The 22,065-nt window shown below is 59.5% G+C and carries 23 protein-coding genes; 21 read left to right on the top strand and 2 right to left on the bottom strand.

Annotated elements, in window-relative coordinates; translation table 11 throughout:
* The first annotated feature begins 16 nt into the window (after positions 1-16).
* The 21 genes from trmJ to KHO07_RS23755 all read left to right on the top strand — a co-directional run bounded on the left by trmJ (position 17) and on the right by KHO07_RS23755 (position 18,904).
* Complete coding sequence (gene trmJ, locus KHO07_RS23855) at positions 17-787, top strand: tRNA (cytosine(32)/uridine(32)-2'-O)-methyltransferase TrmJ (RefSeq protein ID WP_150731974.1); 771 nt, start codon at positions 17-19, stop codon at positions 785-787.
* Positions 788-789: 2 nt separating this feature from the next.
* Entirely contained in the window at positions 790-1,566 is a 777-nt protein-coding gene (gene cysE, locus KHO07_RS23850) for a serine O-acetyltransferase (RefSeq protein WP_007982740.1), read from the top strand.
* Positions 1,567-1,804: 238 nt separating this feature from the next.
* Positions 1,805-2,296, top strand: a complete 492-nt coding sequence (gene iscR, locus KHO07_RS23845; RefSeq protein WP_003227911.1) for a Fe-S cluster assembly transcriptional regulator IscR — start codon at positions 1,805-1,807, stop codon at positions 2,294-2,296.
* A gap of 51 nt (positions 2,297-2,347) precedes the next feature.
* Positions 2,348-3,562 (top strand): IscS subfamily cysteine desulfurase, encoded by a 1,215-nt coding sequence (locus KHO07_RS23840; protein ID WP_008057730.1) that lies wholly within the window; start codon positions 2,348-2,350, stop codon positions 3,560-3,562.
* Positions 3,563-3,645: 83 nt separating this feature from the next.
* A complete protein-coding gene (gene iscU, locus KHO07_RS23835) occupies positions 3,646-4,032 on the top strand; it encodes a Fe-S cluster assembly scaffold IscU (RefSeq protein ID WP_007974006.1) in 387 nt (128 codons plus the stop codon).
* A 34-nt stretch (positions 4,033-4,066) separates the two neighbouring features.
* Positions 4,067-4,390 carry an iron-sulfur cluster assembly protein IscA gene (gene iscA / locus KHO07_RS23830; RefSeq protein ID WP_003227904.1) on the top strand — a complete coding sequence of 108 codons (324 nt, stop codon included), beginning with the start codon at positions 4,067-4,069 and terminating at the stop codon, positions 4,388-4,390.
* Positions 4,391-4,398: 8 nt separating this feature from the next.
* Positions 4,399-4,920, top strand: a complete 522-nt coding sequence (gene hscB / locus KHO07_RS23825; RefSeq protein WP_212625703.1) for a co-chaperone HscB — start codon at positions 4,399-4,401, stop codon at positions 4,918-4,920.
* 51 nt (positions 4,921-4,971) lie between these two features.
* The gene (gene hscA, locus KHO07_RS23820; RefSeq protein ID WP_212625702.1) at positions 4,972-6,834 is read left to right on the top strand and encodes a Fe-S protein assembly chaperone HscA; all 1,863 of its coding nucleotides are present in this window, start codon (positions 4,972-4,974) and stop codon (positions 6,832-6,834) included.
* A gap of 2 nt (positions 6,835-6,836) precedes the next feature.
* Complete coding sequence (gene fdx, locus KHO07_RS23815; RefSeq protein ID WP_020795601.1) at positions 6,837-7,178, top strand: ISC system 2Fe-2S type ferredoxin; 342 nt, start codon at positions 6,837-6,839, stop codon at positions 7,176-7,178.
* A gap of 14 nt (positions 7,179-7,192) precedes the next feature.
* On the top strand, positions 7,193-7,393 hold the full coding sequence (gene iscX / locus KHO07_RS23810; protein ID WP_017123703.1) for a Fe-S cluster assembly protein IscX: 201 nt from the start codon (positions 7,193-7,195) through the stop codon (positions 7,391-7,393).
* Positions 7,394-7,481: 88 nt separating this feature from the next.
* Positions 7,482-7,907, top strand: a complete 426-nt coding sequence (gene ndk, locus KHO07_RS23805; RefSeq protein ID WP_007916882.1) for a nucleoside-diphosphate kinase — start codon at positions 7,482-7,484, stop codon at positions 7,905-7,907.
* A 28-nt stretch (positions 7,908-7,935) separates the two neighbouring features.
* Positions 7,936-9,078, top strand: a complete 1,143-nt coding sequence (gene rlmN / locus KHO07_RS23800) for a 23S rRNA (adenine(2503)-C(2))-methyltransferase RlmN (RefSeq protein ID WP_150731977.1) — start codon at positions 7,936-7,938, stop codon at positions 9,076-9,078.
* Positions 9,079-9,094: 16 nt separating this feature from the next.
* Positions 9,095-9,853 carry a type IV pilus biogenesis/stability protein PilW gene (pilW, locus tag KHO07_RS23795; RefSeq protein ID WP_212625701.1) on the top strand — a complete coding sequence of 253 codons (759 nt, stop codon included), beginning with the start codon at positions 9,095-9,097 and terminating at the stop codon, positions 9,851-9,853.
* Positions 9,853-10,890: a RodZ family helix-turn-helix domain-containing protein gene (locus tag KHO07_RS23790; protein ID WP_212625700.1), complete on the top strand. Its 1,038-nt coding sequence runs from the start codon at positions 9,853-9,855 to the stop codon at positions 10,888-10,890. Before pilW ends, KHO07_RS23790 begins: the two co-directional genes overlap by 1 nt.
* Before the next feature lie 3 nt (positions 10,891-10,893).
* Entirely contained in the window at positions 10,894-12,003 is a 1,110-nt protein-coding gene (gene ispG / locus KHO07_RS23785) for a flavodoxin-dependent (E)-4-hydroxy-3-methylbut-2-enyl-diphosphate synthase (RefSeq protein ID WP_003185136.1), read from the top strand.
* Between the two features lie 37 nt (positions 12,004-12,040).
* A complete protein-coding gene (gene hisS, locus KHO07_RS23780) occupies positions 12,041-13,330 on the top strand; it encodes a histidine--tRNA ligase (RefSeq protein ID WP_150731980.1) in 1,290 nt (429 codons plus the stop codon).
* Between the two features lie 41 nt (positions 13,331-13,371).
* The gene (locus tag KHO07_RS23775; RefSeq protein WP_150731981.1) at positions 13,372-14,013 is read left to right on the top strand and encodes a tetratricopeptide repeat protein; all 642 of its coding nucleotides are present in this window, start codon (positions 13,372-13,374) and stop codon (positions 14,011-14,013) included.
* Entirely contained in the window at positions 14,006-15,157 is a 1,152-nt protein-coding gene (bamB, locus tag KHO07_RS23770) for an outer membrane protein assembly factor BamB (RefSeq protein WP_075946620.1), read from the top strand. The genes KHO07_RS23775 and bamB overlap by 8 nt, the downstream gene beginning before the upstream one ends.
* A 139-nt stretch (positions 15,158-15,296) precedes the next feature.
* Positions 15,297-16,766 carry a ribosome biogenesis GTPase Der gene (gene der, locus KHO07_RS23765; RefSeq protein WP_150731982.1) on the top strand — a complete coding sequence of 490 codons (1,470 nt, stop codon included), beginning with the start codon at positions 15,297-15,299 and terminating at the stop codon, positions 16,764-16,766.
* Between the two features lie 210 nt (positions 16,767-16,976).
* Positions 16,977-18,125 carry a pyridoxal phosphate-dependent aminotransferase gene (locus tag KHO07_RS23760; protein ID WP_212625699.1) on the top strand — a complete coding sequence of 383 codons (1,149 nt, stop codon included), beginning with the start codon at positions 16,977-16,979 and terminating at the stop codon, positions 18,123-18,125.
* Positions 18,113-18,904: an amidohydrolase gene (locus KHO07_RS23755; protein ID WP_212625698.1), complete on the top strand. Its 792-nt coding sequence runs from the start codon at positions 18,113-18,115 to the stop codon at positions 18,902-18,904. Before KHO07_RS23760 ends, KHO07_RS23755 begins: the two co-directional genes overlap by 13 nt.
* 204 nt (positions 18,905-19,108) lie before the next feature.
* Here KHO07_RS23755 and leuA read toward each other — a convergent pair whose 3' ends face one another.
* Both leuA and KHO07_RS23745 read right to left on the bottom strand, forming a co-directional pair.
* Complete coding sequence (gene leuA, locus KHO07_RS23750) at positions 19,109-20,788, bottom strand: 2-isopropylmalate synthase (RefSeq protein WP_075946623.1); 1,680 nt, start codon at positions 20,786-20,788, stop codon at positions 19,109-19,111.
* A 452-nt stretch (positions 20,789-21,240) separates the two neighbouring features.
* A complete protein-coding gene (locus tag KHO07_RS23745; protein ID WP_150731985.1) occupies positions 21,241-22,062 on the bottom strand; it encodes a M23 family metallopeptidase in 822 nt (273 codons plus the stop codon).
* Positions 22,063-22,065: the final 3 nt, after the last annotated feature.

Here is a 22,065-nt window from a genome sequence, read left to right as displayed (position 1 = left end):
TTCGAGAGCGCCTCCCTTGCTGCAAAACATTCGTGTCGTCCTGGTCAATACCAGCCATCCGGGCAATATCGGCGGGGCTGCGCGTGCCATGAAGAACATGGGGCTGTCGCGGCTGGTGCTGGTCGAGCCTCGTGTGTTCCCGCATCACGAAGCCGATGCCCGTGCTTCCGGTGCTGGTGACATCCTTGAAAACGCGCAAGTCGTCGCCACTTTGGAAGAGGCCTTGGTCGGCTGCAATCTGGTGCTCGGCACCAGCGCCCGCGACCGGCGGATCCCCTGGCCGTTGCTCGATCCCCGCGAATGCGGAACGAAAGTGGTCGAGGAAGCCGGGCAGGGCGCCCAGATCGCCCTGGTGTTCGGTCGTGAAGACTCCGGCCTGACCAACGAAGAGCTGCAGCGATGTCATTATCACGTGCACATCCCATCAGACCCTGAATTCAGCTCGCTGAATCTTGGGGCAGCGGTGCAGGTGTTGAGTTATGAAGTGCGCATGTCCTGGTTGGCGGCCCAAGGTCAGCCGAGCAAGGTCGAGAAGGAAGAAGTGGCATCGGTCAAAAGCGCTGAGCTGGCGACCATGGATGAGCTTGAGCGATTCTATGAGCACCTGGAGCAAACCCTGGTGGCCATTGAATTCCTCGATCCGGAAAAGCCACGGCACTTGATGGCGCGCCTGCGCCGGTTGTACGGACGCAGCTCGGTCAGCCGGGCGGAAATGAATATATTGCGTGGCATCCTCACGGAAACCCAAAAAGCGGCCCGTGGTGAGCTTCTAAAGCGGAAGGATTAATGATGTTTGAGCGTTTGCGTGAAGATATCCAAAGCGTATTCCATCGAGACCCGGCGGCGCGTAACGCTTTTGAAGTCCTGACTTGCTACCCGGGCATGCACGCCATCTGGATTCACCGTTTGTCGGCAATGCTGTGGCGCGCGGACCTGAAATGGCTGGCGCGGCTGGTATCGAACTTCGGTCGCTGGTTGACCGGGATCGAGATCCACCCGGGCGCCAAGGTAGGTCGTCGCTTCTTTATTGACCACGGCATGGGCATCGTCATCGGTGAAACGGCTGAAATCGGCGATGACGTGACCATTTATCAGGGCGTGACCCTGGGTGGCACCAGCTGGAATAAAGGCAAGCGCCACCCGACGCTGGGTGATGGTGTGGTGGTGGGTGCCGGCGCCAAGGTGCTTGGCCCGTTCACTGTGGGGGCGGGTGCCAAGGTCGGCTCCAACGCCGTGGTGACCAAGGAAGTGCCGCCGGGTGCCACGGTGGTGGGTATTCCGGGGCGGATCATCGTCAAGTCTGACGAGGAGCAGGACGCCAAGCGCAAGGCCATGGCTGAGAAAATCGGTTTTGATGCCTACGGCGTGACTGAGGACATGCCGGACCCGGTGGCGCGAGCCATCAACCAGTTGCTTGACCATCTGCAAGCGGTCGACGGGCGTCTGGAGGGGATGTGCGGGGCGTTGAAGGACCTGGGCAGTAATTACTGTGCGAAAGATCTGCCTGAGCTTCGCGAAGAAGACTTCGCTTGTGTGAAGGATAAGGATCAGAGCCAGGCCAGCTAAGCCGCGTCGATCCCTTCGTGAGCAGGCTCGCTCCCACATTGGCTTGCATTTCAAGTGTGAGAGCGAGCCTGCTCGCGAAGAACGATAACTCGGTACTGCTGGCTGTACATGTCCAGCCTTTGCTATGATGCGCCCGCTCTTTTGCGGGTAAACCTGACTAAAGTACTAGGTCTTATAGTTGACTTAAATACTCGGGAATTGCATACTCGCCCCATTCCGAACTCCGTGGTAATTGTCCATGCGACTGACTACAAAAGGCCGATACGCCGTGACCGCCATGCTCGACCTGGCGTTGCACGCGCAGCACGGGCCCGTGTCCCTGGCCGATATCTCCGAGCGCCAAGGCATCTCCCTGTCCTACCTCGAACAGCTTTTTGCCAAATTGCGCCGCAGCAATCTGGTGTCCAGCGTCCGCGGTCCGGGCGGTGGTTACCAATTGTCCCGCGACATGCAGGGCATCCAGGTCGCCCAGGTGATCGATGCGGTGAACGAATCGGTCGATGCAACCAAATGCCAGGGCCAGGGCGATTGTCATTCCGGTGACACGTGCCTGACTCACCACTTGTGGTGCGACCTGAGCCTGCAGATCCACGAATTTCTCAGCGGTATCAGCTTGGCTGACCTTGTGACTCGCCGTGAGGTGCAAGAAGTAGCCCAGCGTCAGGACCAACGCCGTTGCAACAGCAAGGCGCCACGCCTGGACAAGATTGAAGCGTCCGCCGTCGAATGACAGCCACAGAGCTAAGCGGCACGCCAGCCAGCCTGATTTAGGAGATAGTCCATGAAATTGCCGATTTACCTTGATTACTCTGCGACTACCCCGGTTGATCCGCGTGTCGCGCAAAAGATGAGTGAATGCCTGCTGGTCGACGGAAACTTCGGTAACCCGGCGTCCCGTTCCCACGTGTTCGGCTGGAAAGCTGAAGAGTCCGTCGAAAACGCCCGTCGTCAGGTGGCCGATCTGGTCAACGCCGATCCGCGTGAGATCGTCTGGACTTCCGGCGCCACCGAGTCCGACAACCTGGCAATCAAGGGTGCGGCACATTTCTATGCCACCAAAGGCAAGCACCTGATCACCACCAAGATTGAGCACAAGGCTGTCCTCGACACCATGCGCCAACTGGAGCGTGAAGGCTTCGAAGTCACCTACATCGAGCCTCGCACCGACGGTCTGGTCACTCCAGAGATGATCGAAGCCGAGCTGCGTGACGACACCATCCTGGTTTCGGTCATGCACGTGAACAACGAAATCGGCACCATCAACGACATCGCTGCGATCGGTGAATTGCTCCGTTCCAAGGGCATCCTGTTCCACGTCGACGCTGCTCAGTCCACCGGCAAGGTCGAGATCGACCTGCAGAAGCTGAAAGTCGACATGATGTCGTTCTCCGCCCACAAGACCTACGGTCCGAAAGGCATCGGCGCCCTGTACGTCAGCCGCAAGCCGCGCGTACGTATTGAAGCGACCATGCACGGCGGCGGTCACGAGCGCGGCATGCGTTCCGGTACCCTGGCGACCCACCAGATCGTTGGCATGGGTGAAGCTTTCCGCGTAGCCAAGGAAGACATGGCTGCCGAGAACGTGCGCATCAAAGCCTTGAGCGACCGCTTCTACAAGCAGGTCGAGCACCTGGAAGAGCTGTACGTCAACGGCAGCCTGACCGCCCGCGTTCCGCACAACCTGAACCTGAGCTTCAACTACGTTGAAGGCGAGTCGCTGATCATGGCCCTCAAGGACCTGGCGGTTTCGTCCGGTTCGGCCTGCACCTCGGCGTCCCTTGAGCCTTCGTACGTACTGCGCGCCCTGGGCCGCAACGACGAACTGGCGCACAGCTCGATCCGCTTCACCTTCGGCCGTTTCACCACCGAAGAAGAAATCGACTACGCCGCGCAGAAAGTCTGCGAGGCCGTTACCAAGCTGCGCGCTCTGTCGCCGCTGTGGGACATGTACAAAGACGGTGTCGACATTTCGAAAATCGAGTGGGCGGCACACTGATTTCAAGTCGCCGCGAACCGGCCCCGCGCACCATGGTGACGGGGCTTAAAGAGCGACTCTCTGATGAGTGAGGATTGAGAATCATGGCTTACAGCGAAAAGGTCATCGACCACTACGAAAACCCGCGCAACGTCGGCAAGATGGACGCGGAAGATCCTGATGTCGGCACCGGCATGGTCGGCGCGCCGGCTTGCGGCGACGTGATGCGCCTGCAGATCAAGGTCAACGATGCTGGCATCATCGAAGATGCCAAGTTCAAGACCTACGGCTGCGGTTCGGCTATCGCTTCCAGCTCCCTCGCCACCGAGTGGATGAAGGGCAAGACCCTGGACGAAGCGGAAACCATCAAGAACACTCAGCTGGCCGAAGAACTGGCACTGCCGCCAGTTAAAATTCACTGCTCCGTACTTGCTGAAGACGCTATCAAGGCGGCCGTTCGCGACTACAAGCAGAAGAAAGGCTTGATCTGACTTTCAAGATTTGGCGACGAGTAAGGAGTCACCGATGGCTATCAGCATGACAGAAGCGGCTGCTCGACACGTGCGGCGCTCCCTCGACGGGCGCGGCAAAGGTGAAGGGATTCGTCTGGGTGTTCGCACCACAGGCTGTTCCGGCCTTGCCTACGTGCTGGAGTTTGTCGACGAGGTGGTTGCAGAGGATCAGGTGTTCGAAAGTCACGGCGAAAAAGTGATTATCGACCCGAAAAGCCTGGCTTACCTGGACGGCACCGAGCTCGATTTCGTCAAGGAAGGGTTGAACGAAGGCTTCAAGTTCAACAATCCCAACGTACGCGGTGAATGTGGCTGCGGCGAAAGCTTCAACATCTGAGGCTTGTCGTGGGTACTCCTTGTCATTTCGCTTTATTTGAGCTGCAACCGAGTTTCAATCTGGACCTCGATCAGCTGGCTACGCGCTACCGTGAGTTGGCGCGCAGCGTTCATCCGGACCGCTTCGCTGACGCTTCCGAGCGTGAGCAGCGGCTGGCGCTAGAGCAATCCGCGAGCCTCAACGAGGCCTACCAGACGCTCAAGAATCCACCCAAGCGCGCGCGTTACCTGCTCGCCTTGAATGGTGGCGAGCTGCCGCTGGAGGTCACGGTGCATGATCCGGAGTTTCTTCTGCAACAGATGGAGTTGCGTGAAGAGCTCGAAGACCTGCAGGACAGCGCCGACCTCAATGGCGTTGCCGTCTTCAAGCGTCGCCTGAAGGCTGCCCAGGATGAACTGAACCAAAGCTTCGCAGCTTGCTGGAACGATGCCGCGCAACGCGAACAGGCCGAACGCCTGATGCGGCGCATGCAGTTCCTCGACAAGCTCACCTACGAAGTGCGCCAGTTAGAAGAGCGCCTCGACGATTAACCCAGTGCCGCTCCGGTCGCACGCCTGATATACAGATAAGTCCTGATAACGATGGCCCTACTGCAGATCGCCGAACCCGGCCAAAGTCCTCAACCGCACCAGCGTCGTCTGGCTGTGGGGATCGACTTGGGCACTACCAATTCGCTGGTCGCTGCGTTGCGCAGTGGTCTTTCCGAGCCTTTGGCTGACGCAGAAGGGCGGGTCATCCTGCCGTCCGCCGTGCGCTACCACGCCGATCGCGTCGAAGTCGGCGAATCCGCCAAGCTGGCTGCCGCCACCGATCCCTTGAACACCGTGCTGTCGGTCAAGCGCTTGATGGGTCGTGGTCTGTCCGACGTCAAACAATTGGGCGAGCAGCTGCCATACCGCTTTGTCGGCGGCGAGTCGCACATGCCGTTCATCGACACGATCCAGGGCCCGAAAAGCCCGGTCGAAGTGTCCGCCGATATCCTCAAGGTTCTGCGTCAGCGTGCTGAGGCGACTTTGGGCGGCGAACTGGTGGGCGCGGTGATCACCGTTCCGGCCTATTTCGATGATGCGCAGCGTCAAGCCACCAAGGATGCGGCCAAGCTGGCCGGTCTCAACGTGCTGCGTTTACTCAATGAGCCGACGGCTGCCGCTGTGGCTTATGGTCTGGATCAGCATGCCGAAGGCCTGGTCGCGATTTATGACCTGGGTGGCGGCACTTTCGATATTTCGATTCTGCGCCTGACCGGCGGTGTCTTCGAAGTGCTGGCTACCGGTGGCGACAGCGCCCTGGGCGGCGATGACTTCGACCACGCGATCGCTGGCTGGATTATCGAGAGCGCCGGTCTGTCCGCCGATCTCGATCCGGGCGCGCAGCGTAATCTGCTGCAAGCCGCTTGTGCGGCAAAGGAAGCGCTGACCAATGCTACGGCCGTTGAAGTTGCTTATGGCGACTGGAAAGCCGAGCTGACCCGTGAAGCCTTCAATGCGCTGATCGAGCCAATGGTCGCCCGCAGCCTCAAAGCCTGCCGTCGTGCGGTGCGTGATTCCGGCATCGAACTGGAAGATGTGCATGCCGTGGTCATGGTCGGCGGTTCGACTCGCGTACCTCGTGTTCGCGAAGCCGTCGCCGAAGCCTTCGGTCGCCAGCCGCTGACTGAAATCGACCCGGATCAAGTGGTGGCTATCGGTGCCGCGATCCAGGCTGATACGTTGGCCGGCAACAAGCGTGACGGCGGGGAGCTGCTGCTGCTTGACGTGATTCCGTTGTCCTTGGGGCTGGAAACCATGGGCGGCCTGATGGAGAAGGTGATTCCGCGTAATACCACCATCCCCGTTGCCCGCGCCCAGGACTTCACCACCTATAAAGATGGCCAGTCGGCCATGGCGATCCATGTATTGCAGGGTGAGCGCGAGCTGATCAGCGACTGCCGTTCCCTGGCGCGCTTCGAGTTGCGCGGCATTCCAGCGATGGTGGCCGGCGCGGCGAAGATTCGCGTGACCTTCCAGGTCGATGCCGACGGTCTGCTCAGTGTCTCGGCCCGTGAGTTGGGTTCGGGTGTTGAGGCCAGCATCCAGGTCAAACCGTCCTACGGTCTGACCGACGGCGAAATCGCCAAGATGCTCAAGGATTCGTTCCAGCACGCCAACGATGACAAGGTTGCCCGCGTGTTGCGTGAGCAACAAGTCGATGCCCAGCGCCTGATCGAAGCGGTGCAGGCAGCTCTGGAGGCAGATGGCGAGCGCTTGCTCGACGCCGAAGAGCGCATGGTCATCGATGCGCAGGTGCAGGAACTGACCGAACTGATGAAAGGTACCGATGGCTACGCCATCGAGCAGCAGACCAAGCGTCTGTCGCAAGTGACCGATGCCTTTGCTGCCCGCCGCCTGGACTCGACGGTCAAAGCCGCGCTGGCGGGGCGCAACCTGAATGAGATTGAGGAATAACGATGCCGCAGGTCATTTTTCTGCCACACGAGAAGTTCTGCCCCGAAGGCATGGTTGTGGAGGCTGAGCCTGGCATATCCATTCTCGAGCTGGCCCACGAACACCATATCGAGATGGAAAGCGCCTGTGGCGGCGTCTGCGCCTGCACCACCTGCCACTGCATCATCCGCGAGGGTTTCGACTCGCTGGAAGAGGCTGACGAGCTGGAAGAAGACTACCTTGATAAGGCTTGGGGTCTTGAGCGCGAGTCCCGTCTGGGGTGCCAGGCCAAGGTCGGTACCGAAGACCTGACCGTCGAAATTCCGAAATACTCGCTCAACCACGCAGCCGAAGCGCCGCACTGATTCAAGGAATTGTCATGAGTCTCAAGTGGACTGATGTGCTGGAAATCGCAATCCAGCTGGCTGAAAGCAAGCCCGACGTGGACCCTATGTCGGTCAACTTCGTCGATCTGCGCAAATGGGTGATGGAACTGCCCGAGTTCGACGACAAGCCTGAGCATTGTGGCGAGAAGATCCTGGAGGCCATTCAGGCCCACTGGATCGAAGAACGCGACTGAGCCACGCTGCAGGTTAGGCAATACCCAAGAACCCGCGTATAATTCGCGGGTTTAATTTTTCGCAAATTACCGTTTCTGGAGTTACACCATGGCTGTTCAACGTACTTTCTCCATCATCAAGCCTGACGCTGTTGCAAAAAACGTTATCGGCGAGATCACCACTCGTTTCGAAAAAGCTGGCCTGCGCGTTGTAGCTTCGAAACTGAAGCAACTGTCCAAAGCTGAAGCTGAAGGCTTCTACGCTGAGCACAGCGCTCGTGGTTTCTTCGGCGACCTGGTTGCTTTCATGATCTCCGGTCCGGTTGTCGTTCAGGTTCTGGAAGGCGAAAACGCTATCGCTCTGAACCGTGAGCTGATGGGCGCTACCAACCCTAAAGAAGCTGCTGCCGGCACCATCCGCGCTGACTTCGCTGATTCCATCGACGCCAACGCTGTACACGGTTCGGACTCCGAAGCCGCTGCTGCTCGTGAAATCTCGTACTTCTTCGCAGCTACTGAAGTAACCACTCGCTAAGCATTGGCTTAAGAGTGAAGGTGAATCCATGACTACATCGACTGTAAAAACTAACCTGCTGGGTCTGACTCAGCTGGAAATGGAAAAATTCTTCGACTCAATCGGGGAGAAGCGTTTCCGTGCCGGTCAGGTAATGAAATGGATTCACCACTTTGGCGTCGATGATTTCGATGCCATGACGAACGTCAGCAAGGCCTTGCGCGAAAAGCTCAAGGCTGTTGCTGAGGTCCGTGGTCCGGAAGTGGTCAGCGAGGACATCTCCAGCGACGGCACCCGTAAGTGGGTGGTGCGTGTGGCGTCCGGCAGCTGCGTCGAGACCGTATACATTCCCCAGGGCAAACGCGGCACCTTGTGCGTTTCGTCCCAGGCAGGCTGTGCCCTGGATTGCAGTTTCTGCTCCACCGGCAAGCAAGGCTTCAATAGCAACCTCACCGCCGCCGAAGTCATTGGTCAGGTGTGGATTGCCAACAAATCCTTTGGCAGCGTCCCGGCAACCGTCGACCGTGCCATCACCAACGTGGTGATGATGGGCATGGGTGAGCCGCTGCTGAACTTCGACAACGTCGTTGCGGCCATGCATTTGATGATGGACGACCTGGGCTACGGCATTTCCAAGCGCCGTGTGACCCTGTCGACCTCCGGCGTGGTGCCGATGATCGATGAGCTGTCCAAGCACATCGACGTCTCCCTGGCGTTGTCCCTGCACGCACCGAATGACGCATTGCGTAACCAATTGGTGCCGATCAACAAGAAGTATCCGCTTAAGATGCTTCTCGAGTCGTGCCAGCGCTACATGTCGTCCCTGGGCGAAAAGCGCGTGCTGACCATCGAGTACACCTTGCTCAAGGACGTGAACGACAAAGTCGAGCACGCCGTGGAAATGATCGAGCTGCTCAAGAACATCCCGTGCAAGATCAACCTGATTCCGTTCAACCCGTTCCCGCATTCCGGTTACGAGCGGCCGAGCAACAACGCCATTCGCCGGTTCCAGGATCAGCTTCATCATGCCGGTTTCAACGTGACTGTCCGCACCACCCGTGGTGAAGACATCGACGCGGCCTGTGGTCAACTGGTAGGGCAGGTGCTGGATCGCACCCGTCGCAGCGAACGTTATATCGCCGTGCGTGAACTCAACGCCGACAACGATATGGCGCAGAACGCCGCGAAATAACCAAGAGAGGATCTCTATGTCCCTGCGCTTTGCGCTGCTTTTGCTGTTGGCCAGCCTGTGTGCTGGCTGCGTGCTTTCGGGTGATTACAACCCGATGAAGACCAGCAAGGGCCGTGATGAAGCGCGCCAGGCCTATGTACAGCTTGGTATTGGTTATCTGCAGCAAGGCATGACCGAACGCGCCAAAGTCCCATTGAAAAAAGCGCTGGAGATCGATGGCTCCGACCCTGATGCCAATGCGGCGCTGGGGTTGGTGTTCCAGGCTGAAATGGAGCCTGAGCTGGCCGACGAGCATTTTCGCAAGGCGCTGTCTTCCCGTCCCACCGACGCAAGAATTCTCAACAATTACGGCAGTTTTCTGTTCGAGCAAAAGCGTTACAAGGAAGCCTACGAGCGCTTCGAGCAGGCCGCCGCCGATACCCTGTATCCTGAGCGTTCGCGCGTGTTCGAGAACCTCGGCATGACCGCTTCAATGCTCGGTCAACGTGAGTTGGCCCAGCAGCAACTGGAAAAAGCCCTGCGTTTGAACCGACAACAACCACGCGCATTGCTGGAAATGGCTGAGTTGTCTTACGAAGACAGGCATTATGTGCCCGCGCGTGACTATTACGACCGTTTTAGCCTGCTCGCCGAGCAAAATGCACGTAGTCTATTGCTCGGTGTTCGGCTGGCCAAAGTGTTTGAAGATCGCGACAAGGCGGCCAGTTTTGGCCTGCAATTAAAACGACTCTATCCCGGTACACCGGAATATCAGCAATACCTGTCGGAGCAATGATGAAAGCGGCGCATCCTGAAGTTGTAGCAGCGAATCGCGTAAATCCCGGTGAGACCTTGCGCCAGGCCCGCGAAAGCAATGGCTGGTCGCTGGCCGAAGTGGCCCTCAAGCTCAACCTCACCGTCAATTCCCTGAGTAACCTGGAAGCCGGTGCATTCGACAAGCTGCCGGGGCACACCTTCGCCCGTGGCTATATCCGCGCCTATGCCAAATTGCTCGGCATGGACCAGGCCGTTCTGGTTCAGCAATTCGACCAATCCACCGGCACCGACTCCCAAGGCAGCTCCGTGCACAGCCTGGGTCGTATCGAAGAGCCGGTGCGGGTTTCCCACACTATTTTGCGCATCGTCAGCCTGCTGTTGCTGGTGGCGGTGATTGGTGGTGGTTTTGTCTGGTGGCAGGATCAGACCTCGCTGCGCACCAAGGACCTGATCGGCCTCACCCCGGAACACGTTGAAGTCGAAGGCGCCGACGGCACTACCCAGATTCATCCGCTGGACGAGCCGGAAGACCAGGCTGTCGTGGAAGGTCAGGCTGAAGGCGAGACTGCACTGGCGTTGCCGCAGGCCGAGACCTCGGCAGAGGCACCGGCTGAAACGTCGGCAGCCGCACCTGCTGCGCCGGCTGCAACAACGCCGGCCGCGCCTGTTCATAACGCCGCTCCGGTTGCCGCCACTCCAGCAGCACCCGCCACTCCGGCTCCTGCGGTCCCGGCCGTACCCGCTCCAGTTGTGACGGCTCCTGTCGTGCCGAGCACACCTGCGCCAGCCCCGGTGATGACGGCTCCTGTTGCCGGTCAGGGCCAGGTACAGATTCAGTTCACGGCTGATTGCTGGACACAAGTGACCGACGGTAGCGGCAAAGTGCTGTTCAGCGGTCTTAAGCGTAAAGGCGACAATGTTTCCGTCAGCGGCAAACCGCCGTTCGCTGTACGTCTGGGTTATGCCCGTGGCGCACAGGTCAGTTACAACGGTCAGGCGGTTGATGTTGCTCCGTTCACCAGTGGCGAGACTGCTCGCCTGAAGTTGGGTCAATAAGTCATGCACGGCGAATCTCCAATCAAACGTCGCGAATCGCGCAAGATCTGGGTCGGTAACGTGCCTGTTGGCGGCGATGCGCCCATCGCTGTGCAGAGCATGACCAACAGCGATACCAATGATGTCGCGGCCACCGTTGCCCAGATCAATCGTCTGGAAGCAGCGGGTGTCGATATCGTGCGGGTTTCCGTCCCGGACATGGACGCTGCCGAAGCGTTCGGCAAGATCAAGCAACTGGTCAAGGTGCCCTTGGTTGCCGACATCCACTTCGATTACCGCATCGCATTGCGCGTCGCCGAGCTCGGTGTCGACTGCCTGCGGATCAACCCGGGCAACATCGGTCGTGAAGACCGCGTGCGCGCGGTGGTCGATGCCGCCCGTGACCGCGGCATTCCGATCCGTATCGGCGTCAACGCCGGTTCCCTGGAAAAAGACCTGCAAAAGAAATACGGCGAGCCGACCCCGGCCGCGCTGGTCGAATCGGCCCTGCGCCATGTCGAACACCTTGAACGCCTGAATTTCCAGGACTTCAAGGTCAGCGTGAAAGCCTCCGACGTGTTCATGGCCGTCGAAGCCTACCGCCTGCTGGCGAAAGAAATCGTGCAGCCGCTGCACCTGGGGATCACCGAAGCCGGTGGTTTGCGTTCCGGTACAGTGAAATCTGCCGTGGGCCTCGGTATGCTGCTCGCCGAAGGGATTGGCGATACTATCCGCATCTCGTTGGCGGCCGACCCGGTCGAGGAAGTGAAAGTCGGCTACGACATTCTCAAATCCCTGCACCTGCGTTCCCGTGGCATCAACTTCATCGCCTGCCCGAGCTGCTCGCGGCAGAACTTCGATGTGGTCAAGACCATGAACGAGCTGGAAGGGCGCCTCGAAGACCTGCTGGTGCCGCTGGATGTTGCGGTGATCGGTTGCGTGGTCAACGGCCCGGGTGAAGCCAAGGAAGCCCATATCGGCTTGACCGGCGGCACGCCAAACCTGATTTACATCGACGGCAAGCCGTCGCAGAAACTGACGAACGACAATCTGGTGGATGAGCTTGAACGCTTGATCCGCCAGAAAGCGGCCGAAAAGGTCGAAGCTGACGCTGCCGTTATTGCGCGCGGCTGACCCTGACCGAAGAGCCGAACGAATTTAAGGATTTAAAGTGAGCAAGTCTCTGCAAGCCATTCGTGGCATGAACGACATCCTGCCCGAACAGACTCCCCTGTGGCGTCATTTCGAGGGCACCGTTTCGCGTTTGCTGGATAACTACGGTTACAAGCAGATCCGCATGCCGATCGTCGAGTTCACCGAGCTGTTCAAGCGCTCCATCGGTGAAGTGACCGACATCGTCGAAAAAGAGATGTACACCTTCGACGACCGTAACGGCGATTCCCTGACCCTGCGTCCTGAAGGCACGGCGGCGTGCGTGCGTGCGGTGCTCGAGCACGGCATCACCGGCGGTGGCCAGGTTCAGAAACTGTGGTACATCGGCCCGATGTTCCGCCACGAGCGTCCGCAGAAAGGCCGTTATCGCCAGTTCCACCAGATCGGTGTCGAAGTGTTCAACCTCGACGGTCCGGACATCGACGCCGAGCTGATCGTGCTGACCTGGCGCCTGTGGGGCGAGCTGGGTATTCGTGACGCGGTCAAGCTCGAACTCAATAGCCTGGGCACCAGCGAATCCCGTGGTCGTTATCGCGAAGCACTGGTCGAGTTCCTGTCCGGTCACCTGGACAAACTGGACGAAGACAGCCAGCGCCGCCTGAAGACCAACCCGCTGCGGGTCCTGGACACCAAGAACGCCGATACCCAGGCGATTCTGGTCGATGCGCCGAAAATGGCCGACTACCTCGACGACGAATCCCGCGTGCACTTCGAGGGCCTCAAGGCTCGCCTGGACGCTGCCGGCATTCCTTACGTGATCAACCCGAAGCTGGTTCGCGGGCTCGATTACTACAGCAAGACCGTATTCGAATGGGTCACCGACAAGCTTGGCGCCCAGGGCACGGTGTGTGCCGGTGGTCGTTACGACGGCCTGGTCGAGCAGATGGGCGGCAAGCCTACTGCGGGCGTCGGCTTCGCCATGGGCATCGAGCGCCTGGTGCTGTTGCTGGAAACGCTTGAGCAGATCCCGCAAGAGATCTCCCGTCAGGTCGACGTCTACCTCTGCGCCTTCGGCGAAGAAGCCGAGCTGGCCGGTCTGGCCCTGGCCGAGCGTGTGCGTGACCAATTACCCAACCTGCGCCTGCAAGTGAATGCCGGCGCCGGCAGCTTCAAAAGCCAGTTCAAGAAAGCCGACAAGAGCGGTGCGCTGTATGCATTGATCCTCGGTGACGACGAGATGGCCCAGCAAGTGGTAGGTTTCAAACCCCTGCGTGGCCAGGGCGAACAACAAAGCATTGCCTGGGATGCGCTTGCCGCTCACCTGGCCACCTGCGTCGTGCAGGGTTGAAGCTGTCTTAACAGCCGATTTAGCGATTAAGGAGTATTGGGGTGTCGAGTACCGAAGACGAACAGCTGGCGGATTTTAAGGATTGGTGGTCACGCAACGGCAAGCCCCTGGTCACTGGTGGCCTGTTGGCGCTGGTCATCGTGTTCGGCTGGCAGGCGTTCCAGAAGTATCAGAGCAACCAGTCGCAAGGCGCCTCGATGCTCTATCAGCAATTGCTGGAAACCACGCTGACGCCTGATGGCAAGCCTGATGCGGCCCGTGTTTCCGATCTGGCCGGCAAGCTCAACAGTGAATTCGGCGGCAGCGCCTATGCGCAGTACGGCAGCCTGTTCGTGGCGAAAGTCGCTGTCGACAGCGGCAAGCTCGATGACGCAGCCAGCGAGCTGAACGCCATTGTTGCCAAGCCAGCCAACCCGGCGCTGGGCGAAATCGCCCGTCAACGCCTGGCACAAGTGCTGGCCGCGCAGAACAAGGCCGATGAAGCCCTGAAACTGCTCGAAGGCGATGCCGACAAGGCGTTCCTGGCTACTCGTGAAGAACTCAAGGGCGACCTGCTGGTGCAGTTGGGTCGTACCGATGAAGCGCACGCGGCGTATCAAAAAGCCAAGGCGGCACTGTCGGATGAAGCGGCAGTGGGTGGCCTACAAATCAAGCTGGACGACCTGGCCAAAGGGGATGCGTGACGTGATCCGTTGGAAACATGCAGCATTGCTGGCTCTGGCCATTCTGGCCGCGGGTTGCAGCAGCAACAGCAAGAAAGAATTGCCACCGGCCGAGTTGACCGACTTCAAAGAAGAAGTGGTTCTGCAGAAACAGTGGAGTCGTTCGATCGGTGACGGTCAGGGCGAAACCTACAACATGCTGGTCCCTGCGGTCGATGGCGATACCATCTATGCCGCCGACGTGACCGGTGTGGTGATGGCACTGGATCGCAGCAACGGCGACGTCAAGTGGAAGAAAGATCTCGAACTGCCTGTTTCCGGCGCCGTTGGCGTGGGTTACGGGCTGCTGACGATCGGTACGATCAAGGGTGAAATCGTTGCCCTGGACGCCATCAACGGCGAAGAGAAATGGCGCGCTCGCGTGTCCAGCGAAGTCCTCGCGCCACCGGCCAACAACGGTGACGTGGTGGTGGTTCAGACCCAGGACGATCGTCTGATCGGTCTGGATGCCGCGACCGGCAACCAGCGCTGGTTGTACGACAGCACCCCGGCGGTACTGACCCTGCGTGGCACCAGCGCGCCGATCGTCACCAACCGCCTCGCGGTGGCTGGCCTGTCGACCGGTAAAGTGGTCGCTCTGGACATTTCCAACGGCGTGCCGGTGTGGGAACAGCGTGTAGCGGTCCCGCAAGGTCGTTCGGAGCTGGAGCGTGTTGTCGACATCGACGGCGGCTTGCTGCTGTCCGGCGGTACTTTGTATGTCGCCAGCTACCAGGGTCGCGTTGCGGCACTGGACCTGGAAAGCGGTCGTCAGCTCTGGCAGCGTGATGCTTCCAGCTATGCCGGTGTCGCCCAGGGTTTCGGTACCGTTTATGTGAGCCTGTCTTCGGGCACCGTTGAAGGCGTCGACGAGCGTTCCACCAGCGCATTGTGGAGCAACGACTCGCTGGCCCGCCGTCAACTGTCGGCTCCGGAAGTGTTCTCCAGCTACGTTGCAGTCGGTGACCTGGAAGGTTACCTGCACTTGCTGAGTCAGGTGGACGGTCGTTTCGTCGGCCGCGAACGCATCGACAGCGACGGCCTGCGCGCCCGTCCGCTGGTGGTGGGTGACACGATTTATGTCTATGGCAACAGCGGCAAACTGGAAGCCCTGACCATTAAGTAAAGGTTTGACTATGCTTGGGGTTAATCCCCAAGCGGCCCCGTTCTGCGGGGCTCGCAGCGCTTACAGGCGCTGCCCCGAGCACCAGCCGCTGCCTCGCAGCGGCTTTTGTATTTTCTGAAATAACGAAGTGGAGAGCCGCATGGTTCCCGTAATCGCCCTGGTGGGCCGACCGAACGTCGGCAAGTCCACCTTGTTCAACCGCCTGACCAGGACTCGCGACGCCATCGTTGGCGACTTGTCCGGTCTGACCCGTGATCGCCAATACGGTGAGGCCAAGTGGCAAGGGCGTTCCTACATTCTGGTCGACACCGGCGGTATCTCCGGTGACGAGCATGGTATGGACGAAAAAATGGCCGAGCAGTCGCTGCTGGCCATTGAAGAAGCGGATGTTGTTCTGTTCCTGGTAGATGCCAAGGCCGGTTTTACCGCCGCCGACCAGATGATCGCCGAGCACTTGCGCAAACGTAACAAGCGTTCCTATGTGGTTGCCAACAAGGTCGACAACATCGACCCTGAAATGGCCCGCGCCGAATTCGCTCCGTTGGGCATGGGCCACGCGATTCCAATCGCCGGTGCTCACGGCCGTGGCATCACCCAGATGCTGGAAATCGCCCTGAGCGACTTCCCGAAAGACGAAGAAGAGCCGGAAGACGGCGAGGAAGAGATCGTTGCCGAAGGCGAGGAAGCCAAGCGCATTCCTGGCCCTAGCGAAAAAGACGGGATCAAGATCGCCATCATCGGCCGTCCGAACGTTGGCAAATCGACCCTGGTCAACCGTATGCTCGGTGAAGACCGGGTTATCGTCTATGACCAACCCGGTACTACACGCGACAGTATCTACATCCCGTTCGAACGGAATGAAGAGAAGTACACGCTGATCGACACCGCCGGTGTGCGCAAGCGCGGCAAGATCCACGAAGAAGTTGAAAAGTTCTCCGTGGTCAAAACCCTGCAGGCGATCAAAGACGCCAACGTGGTGATCTTCGTGATGGACGCCCGCGAAGGCGTGGTGGATCACGACCTCAACCTGTTGGGCTTTGCCATCGAGTCGGGTCGTGCGCTGGTTATCGCGATCAACAAGTGGGACGGCATGACGCCGAGCGAGCGCGACTTCGTGAAGGTCGAGTTGCAGCGTCGTCTGTTCTTCGTTGACTACGCCGACATCCACTTCATCTCGGCACTGCACGGCACTGGCGTGGGCAACCTGTACGCATCCGTTCAGAACTCGTTCAAGTCCGCGGTTACCCGCTGGCCAACCAACCGCCTGACCCAGATCCTGGAAGATGCAGTTGGCGAGCACGCGCCGCCGATGGTCAACAACCGCCGGATCAAGTTGCGCTATGCCCACTTGGGTGGTGCTAACCCGCCGATCATCGTGATTCACGGTAACCAGATCGAGAAAGTGCCGAAGTCGTACGTGCGCTATCTGGAGAACACTTACCGTCGTGTCTTGAAGCTGGTCGGCACACCGATCCGCATCGAGTTCAAGGGCGGCGAGAACCCGTACGAAGGCAACAAGAACTCGCTCACCGACCGTCAGGTCAACAAGAAGCGTCGCTTGATGTCGCACAACAAGAAGGCCGACAAGAAGCGCCGCGACAAGCGCTGACATTCCCGTAGGAGCCGGCTTGCCGGCGATGGTGTCACCGCGGTTCATCTGAAACACCGCATTGACAGGATCGCCAGCAAGCCGGCTCCTACAGGGCTCGGTCGTAAGGAGGGCGCTCACTGGAGCGCCCTTTTTTTGTGGGCGCCGTTTGGGCTATCCTCGGGCTCTCCCGCGCCGACGTAGAGCCGGGTGTAGAGCAGGGAATCACCGATGATCACCAGTAAGCTGCCGAATGTCGGCATCACTATCTTCACTCAGATGTCTCAGCTCGCGGCGCAAACCGGGGCGATCAACCTGTCCCAGGGCTTTCCGGATTTCAATGCCCCGCAGGCCCTGTGCGATGCGGTCGGGCGTCACGTTGCCAATGGCCACAACCAGTATTCACCGATGACCGGGCTGCCGGCGCTGCGTCAGCAAGTGGTGGCGAAGATCGCCCGCAGCTACGGCATCCATGTCGATGCCGACAACGAAGTGACCATCACACCCGGCGCCACCCAAGGGATCTTCTGCGCGATTCAGGCCGTTATCCACAGCGGCGACGAAGTCATCGTTTTCGATCCGTGCTACGACAGTTACGAACCGGCCACGGAGCTGGCTGGCGGTCGTTGCGTGCATGTGCAGCTCGGGCTGGACGATTTTTCCATCGATTTCCAGAAACTCGCTGAGGCGATCACGCCACGCACACGGATGATAGTTCTCAATACGCCGCACAACCCGAGCGGGGCGCTGATCAGCCGTGCCGAACTGGACCGGTTGGCGGATCTGATTCGTGACCGCGACATTTACATTCTCAGCGACGAAGTCTACGAACACCTGGTGTTTGACAGCGTGCCCCACGTCAGCGTGCTGAATCATGAAGAGCTGTATCAGCGTGCCTTTGTGGTCAGTTCGTTCGGCAAGACCTACCACGTTACAGGCTGGAAAACCGGCTACGTGGTCGCGCCACCGGCGCTGACGACGGAGCTGCGCAAGGTTCACCAATACGTGAGCTTCTGTGGTGTGACGCCGCTGCAATACGCCTTGGCCGATTTCATGGCCGAGCACCCGGAGCACGTTGAAGAGCTTCCGGCGTTCTATCAGGCCAAGCGTGATTTGTTCTGCGATTTGCTGGCGCCGTCGCGTTTCAGTTTCACCCGGGTGACTGGCACCTATTTCCAGCTGGTCGATTACTCGCAGATCCGCCCGGACCTCAATGACGTCGAAATGGCGTTGTGGATGACCCGCGAACACGGTGTGGCGAGCATCCCGATTTCGGTGTTTTACCAGACACCTCCCGAAGGCCAGCGCCTGGTGCGGCTGTGCTTTGCCAAACGTGAGGAGACCCTGCGTGAAGCAGCGGAAAAACTATGCGTGATCTGAGTGCTCTGCCGAACCTGACCGTTGCGCTGATACAAACTTCGTTGGCGTGGCATGACCGTCAGGCCAACCTGGAGCATTTCGAGCCGTTGCTGGAGCAGGCTCACGGCGCTGACCTGATCATCTTGCCGGAAATGTTCACCACCGGTTTCTCCATGGAGTCGCAAACCCTTGCCGAACCGGAAAACGGCCCGACCAGCAAATGGCTGCGGATTCAGGCGGCGAAGCTTAATGCAGTGATCACCGGTAGCGTGATCGTTCAGGCGGCTGACGGCAGCCATCGCAACCGCCTGCTGTGGGCGCGGCCGGACGGTGAGGTGTTGCATTATGACAAGCGCCATCTGTTCCGCATGGCCGGTGAGCACAACCACTACACCCCCGGCGAACGCCAGGTGCAGTTCGAGCTCAAAGGCTGGCGCGTGCGGCCGCTGATTTGCTACGACTTGCGCTTCCCGGTGTGGAGTCGTGATGCTCAGGACACCGACCTGCTGTTGTACACCGCCAATTGGCCGGGGGCGCGGCGCCAGCACTGGAACCGCTTGCTGCCGGCGCGGGCGATTGAAAACCTGTGTTATGTGGCGGCGGTGAATCGCATCGGCACTGACGGTAAAGGCTTTGCCTATACCGGTGACAGCCAGGTGCTGGATTTTCAGGGCGAGACGCTGCTCAGTGCGGGGGAGGCGGATGGTGTGTTCACGGTGGTGCTGAGTGCGGCGGAACTGGCGGCGTATCGCACGCGGTTTCCGGCGAATCTGGATGCCGATACCTTCGAGCTCACCTGAGATTTTCGCTGCCTGACATGGCCTCATCGCGGGCAAGCCCGCTCCCACAGGGTATGTGGGTGTACATAAAATTTGTGTTCACAACGGTCAACTGTGGGAGCGGGCTTGCCCGCGATGGGGCCTGAACAGGCAACGCATAACCCGCAGACAAACAAAAAGGCCCCGGGATTCGCACCCCGGGGCCTTTTGCATTTCTGCGAAGGCTTACGCCGCTTTCGCTTCCGGCTGGCTCAGGGAGCGGTTCAGCGCGCTGAACAGTGCCTTGAAGCTGGCCGTGGTGATGTTTTCGTCGATGCCGACGCCGTGCACCGCACGTTCACCGTTCACACGCAGTTCAATGTAGGCCGCTGCCTTGGCATTGGTGCCCGCGCCGATGGCGTGTTCGTTGTAGTCCATGATTTCCACCGGGATCGGCAGGCCTGCCACCAGGGCCTCCAGCGCACCGTTGCCCTTGCCACGCCAGTGCAGGTTGGTTTCGCCCTGACCTTTGCTCGCCACTTCCACTTCGACGGCGCTGTTGCCGTTTTCTTCCTGCAGGCGATGGCTGACCAGCGCGTAAGGGGTGTTGGCTTGCAAGTACTCGCTGTGGAGCAGCGCGTGGATCTGCTGGGCAGTCATTTCCAGGCCCAGGCGATCGGTTTCACGCTGCACGACCTGGCTGAACTCGATCTGCATGCGACGCGGCAGGCTGATGCCGTATTCCTGTTCCAGCAAGTAGGCGATGCCCCCTTTGCCCGACTGGCTGTTGACGCGAATCACCGCCTCGTAGCTGCGGCCGATGTCGGCCGGGTCGATCGGCAGGTAAGGCACTTCCCACAATGCATCGGATTTCTGCTGGGCAAAGCCCTTGCGGATCGCATCCTGGTGGGAGCCGGAGAACGCGGTGTGCACCAGGTCGCCAACGTACGGGTGACGTGGGTGCACCTGGATCTGGTTGCACTCTTCGACGACTTTGCGCACGCCGTCGATGTCGGAGAAGTCCAGTTGAGGGTCAAGGCCCTGGGTGTACATGTTCAGGGCCACGGTCACCAGGTCGACGTTACCGGTACGCTCGCCGTTGCCGAACAGGCAGCCTTCGACACGGTCGGCGCCGGCCATCAAGCCCAGTTCGGTAGCGGCAACGCCTGTGCCACGGTCGTTGTGGGTGTGCAGGCTGATGATCACGCTGTCACGACGGTTGATGTGACGGCCGAACCATTCGATCTGGTCGGCATAGATGTTCGGGGTCGCGCATTCGACGGTGGCCGGCAGGTTGAGGATCATCTTGTGCTCAGGCGTCGGGTTCCAGACCTCGATCACCGCGTCACAGACTTCCTTGGCGAATTCCAGCTCGGTAGCGCTGAAGGTTTCCGGCGAGTATTCGAAGGTCCACTCGGTTTCAGGCTGCTGGGCGGCGTACTTGACGAACAGCTTGGCCGCGCTGACGGCGATTTCCTTGATCCCGTCCTTGTCCTGGTTGAAGACAATGCGGCGGAAAGAAGGGGAGGTCGCGTTGTACAGGTGAACGATGGCTTTCTTCGCCCCGCGCAGGGATTCGAACGTGCGCTGGATCAAGTCTTCACGGCCCTGGGTCAGCACCTGAATGGTGGTGTCGTCCGGAATGTGGCCGCCTTCGATCAGGGTACGGACGAAGTCGAAGTCGGTTTGCGAAGCAGCCGGGAACGACGCTTCGATTTCCTTCACGCCGACCTGCACCAGGGTTTTCCAGAAGCGCAGCTTCTTGACGGCGTCCATCGGCTCGATCAGCGACTGGTTACCGTCACGCAGGTCGGAGCTGCACCAGATCGGCGCGGCGGTGATGGTTTTCGATGGCCAGGTGCGGTCCGGGATATCGATGGTCGGGAACGCGCGGTATTTCGAAGACGGGTCTTTGAGCATGCTCATCGGGAAATCCTTATTGTGTGGGCCGAAAAAAGGCGGCCTGCCGGTGGATCAAAATGTTCTGGGGTGGAGCGTATGACGAGGCGCCGCGATTCAGCCCGGCAGTCGTGCGCTGACTAGGCACAAACTGCGGTGCTGGCGAAGCTGAATGAGGGTGTGAGAGGTTTTCATGCCTTCAACCCTAACCGCGAGGGTGAAGGTTGGCAAGCAGTCGGAAAAAATTGAGAGGAATACTCGTCAGGACATCTTTAGCGCGATTTTATTGCTGCGATTAGAATCGATCTTTGGATTGTTTGCGCAAGGTTTGATCGATGCGCAATTGATGAGGTGACACTTCGGGACTCCCTTCGGTGCCTGTTAAATGGCCATCGCGAGCAAGCTCGCTCCAACAGGTTCTGCGCAATTCCCATAGGAGCGGGCTTGCCCGCGAAGAGGCCATCAGTCTCGGCGAGGATTCAAGGCTGAAACGCACCAATGAAGATAGCCGGATCCACCCGCGCATCATTCAGGCTGACGTTCCAGTGCATATGCGGCCCGGTTGCCCGGCCAGTCGCGCCGACCTTGCCCACCACGCCACCGCGCGCCAGTTGCTGGCCGACCTTCACATCGATTTTCGACATGTGGCAAAACATGCTGATGAAGCCCTGGCCGTGATCGACAAACACCGTGTTGCCATTGAAGAAGTAATTGCCGATCAGAATCACCTTGCCCGCCGCCGGGGTCTTGATCGGTGTGCCAGCGCCCACGGCGAAATCCAGGCCGGAGTGAGGATTGCGTTCTTCACCGTTGAAGAAACGACGCACGCCGAACTTGCTCGACAGCGGACCGTTGACCGGTTTGTCCAGCAGCAGATTGCTGGGGGTGTTCGGGCTGAAGGTGCGATAGGCGGCAATCTGCTCGGCCAGTTCACGCTCGATGCGCTTGAGGTTGTCCGGGTCCGGATTGACCTGCTGGGTGTTCTTCAGGGTGATGCGTTGTTCCGGGTATTTCTTGGCGCCGACCGTGAAGCTCAGGTTGCGTCCGCCACTGCTGATGGACTGCGCGCCCGGCTTGACCGTCAGCGGTACGCCGACGATCGCCAGCCAGTTGTTCTGCTCCTTGACCACCAACACCGGTTTGCCCTGATAACTGGCTTTCGGCGCTTGCGCGGAAGCGCCCAGGTCGACGACGGCCACGCCGCCCGGTACCGGTTTATTCAACAGGCGTGTGATGTAGCTGTCGGCATGGGCGTTGAAGGTCAGGCACAGCAACAGCAGCGAAGCAAAAAAGCGCGGCATGGA

This window comes from Pseudomonas sp. PP3 (assembly GCF_905336995.1).
Lineage (GTDB): Bacteria > Pseudomonadota > Gammaproteobacteria > Pseudomonadales > Pseudomonadaceae > Aquipseudomonas > Aquipseudomonas reinekei.
Note: the sequence above shows the minus strand (reverse complement) of the source record. Positions and strands in the feature narration are given on the sequence as shown.

Coding starts and splice junctions, on each gene's coding strand:
- iscA (WP_003227904.1), top strand. CDS start 4,067: ATGGCTATCAGCATGACAGAAGCGGCTGCTCGACACGTGCGGCGCTCC.
- pilW (WP_212625701.1), top strand. CDS start 9,095: ATGTCCCTGCGCTTTGCGCTGCTTTTGCTGTTGGCCAGCCTGTGTGCT.
- fdx (WP_020795601.1), top strand. CDS start 6,837: ATGCCGCAGGTCATTTTTCTGCCACACGAGAAGTTCTGCCCCGAAGGC.
- KHO07_RS23745 (WP_150731985.1), bottom strand. CDS start 22,062: ATGCCGCGCTTTTTTGCTTCGCTGCTGTTGCTGTGCCTGACCTTCAAC.
- leuA (WP_075946623.1), bottom strand. CDS start 20,788: ATGAGCATGCTCAAAGACCCGTCTTCGAAATACCGCGCGTTCCCGACC.
- bamB (WP_075946620.1), top strand. CDS start 14,006: ATGCGTGACGTGATCCGTTGGAAACATGCAGCATTGCTGGCTCTGGCC.
- KHO07_RS23840 (WP_008057730.1), top strand. CDS start 2,348: ATGAAATTGCCGATTTACCTTGATTACTCTGCGACTACCCCGGTTGAT.
- iscU (WP_007974006.1), top strand. CDS start 3,646: ATGGCTTACAGCGAAAAGGTCATCGACCACTACGAAAACCCGCGCAAC.
- ndk (WP_007916882.1), top strand. CDS start 7,482: ATGGCTGTTCAACGTACTTTCTCCATCATCAAGCCTGACGCTGTTGCA.
- KHO07_RS23755 (WP_212625698.1), top strand. CDS start 18,113: ATGCGTGATCTGAGTGCTCTGCCGAACCTGACCGTTGCGCTGATACAA.
- rlmN (WP_150731977.1), top strand. CDS start 7,936: ATGACTACATCGACTGTAAAAACTAACCTGCTGGGTCTGACTCAGCTG.
- iscX (WP_017123703.1), top strand. CDS start 7,193: ATGAGTCTCAAGTGGACTGATGTGCTGGAAATCGCAATCCAGCTGGCT.
- KHO07_RS23790 (WP_212625700.1), top strand. CDS start 9,853: ATGAAAGCGGCGCATCCTGAAGTTGTAGCAGCGAATCGCGTAAATCCC.
- hscA (WP_212625702.1), top strand. CDS start 4,972: ATGGCCCTACTGCAGATCGCCGAACCCGGCCAAAGTCCTCAACCGCAC.
- cysE (WP_007982740.1), top strand. CDS start 790: ATGTTTGAGCGTTTGCGTGAAGATATCCAAAGCGTATTCCATCGAGAC.
- der (WP_150731982.1), top strand. CDS start 15,297: ATGGTTCCCGTAATCGCCCTGGTGGGCCGACCGAACGTCGGCAAGTCC.
- KHO07_RS23760 (WP_212625699.1), top strand. CDS start 16,977: ATGATCACCAGTAAGCTGCCGAATGTCGGCATCACTATCTTCACTCAG.
- iscR (WP_003227911.1), top strand. CDS start 1,805: ATGCGACTGACTACAAAAGGCCGATACGCCGTGACCGCCATGCTCGAC.
- ispG (WP_003185136.1), top strand. CDS start 10,894: ATGCACGGCGAATCTCCAATCAAACGTCGCGAATCGCGCAAGATCTGG.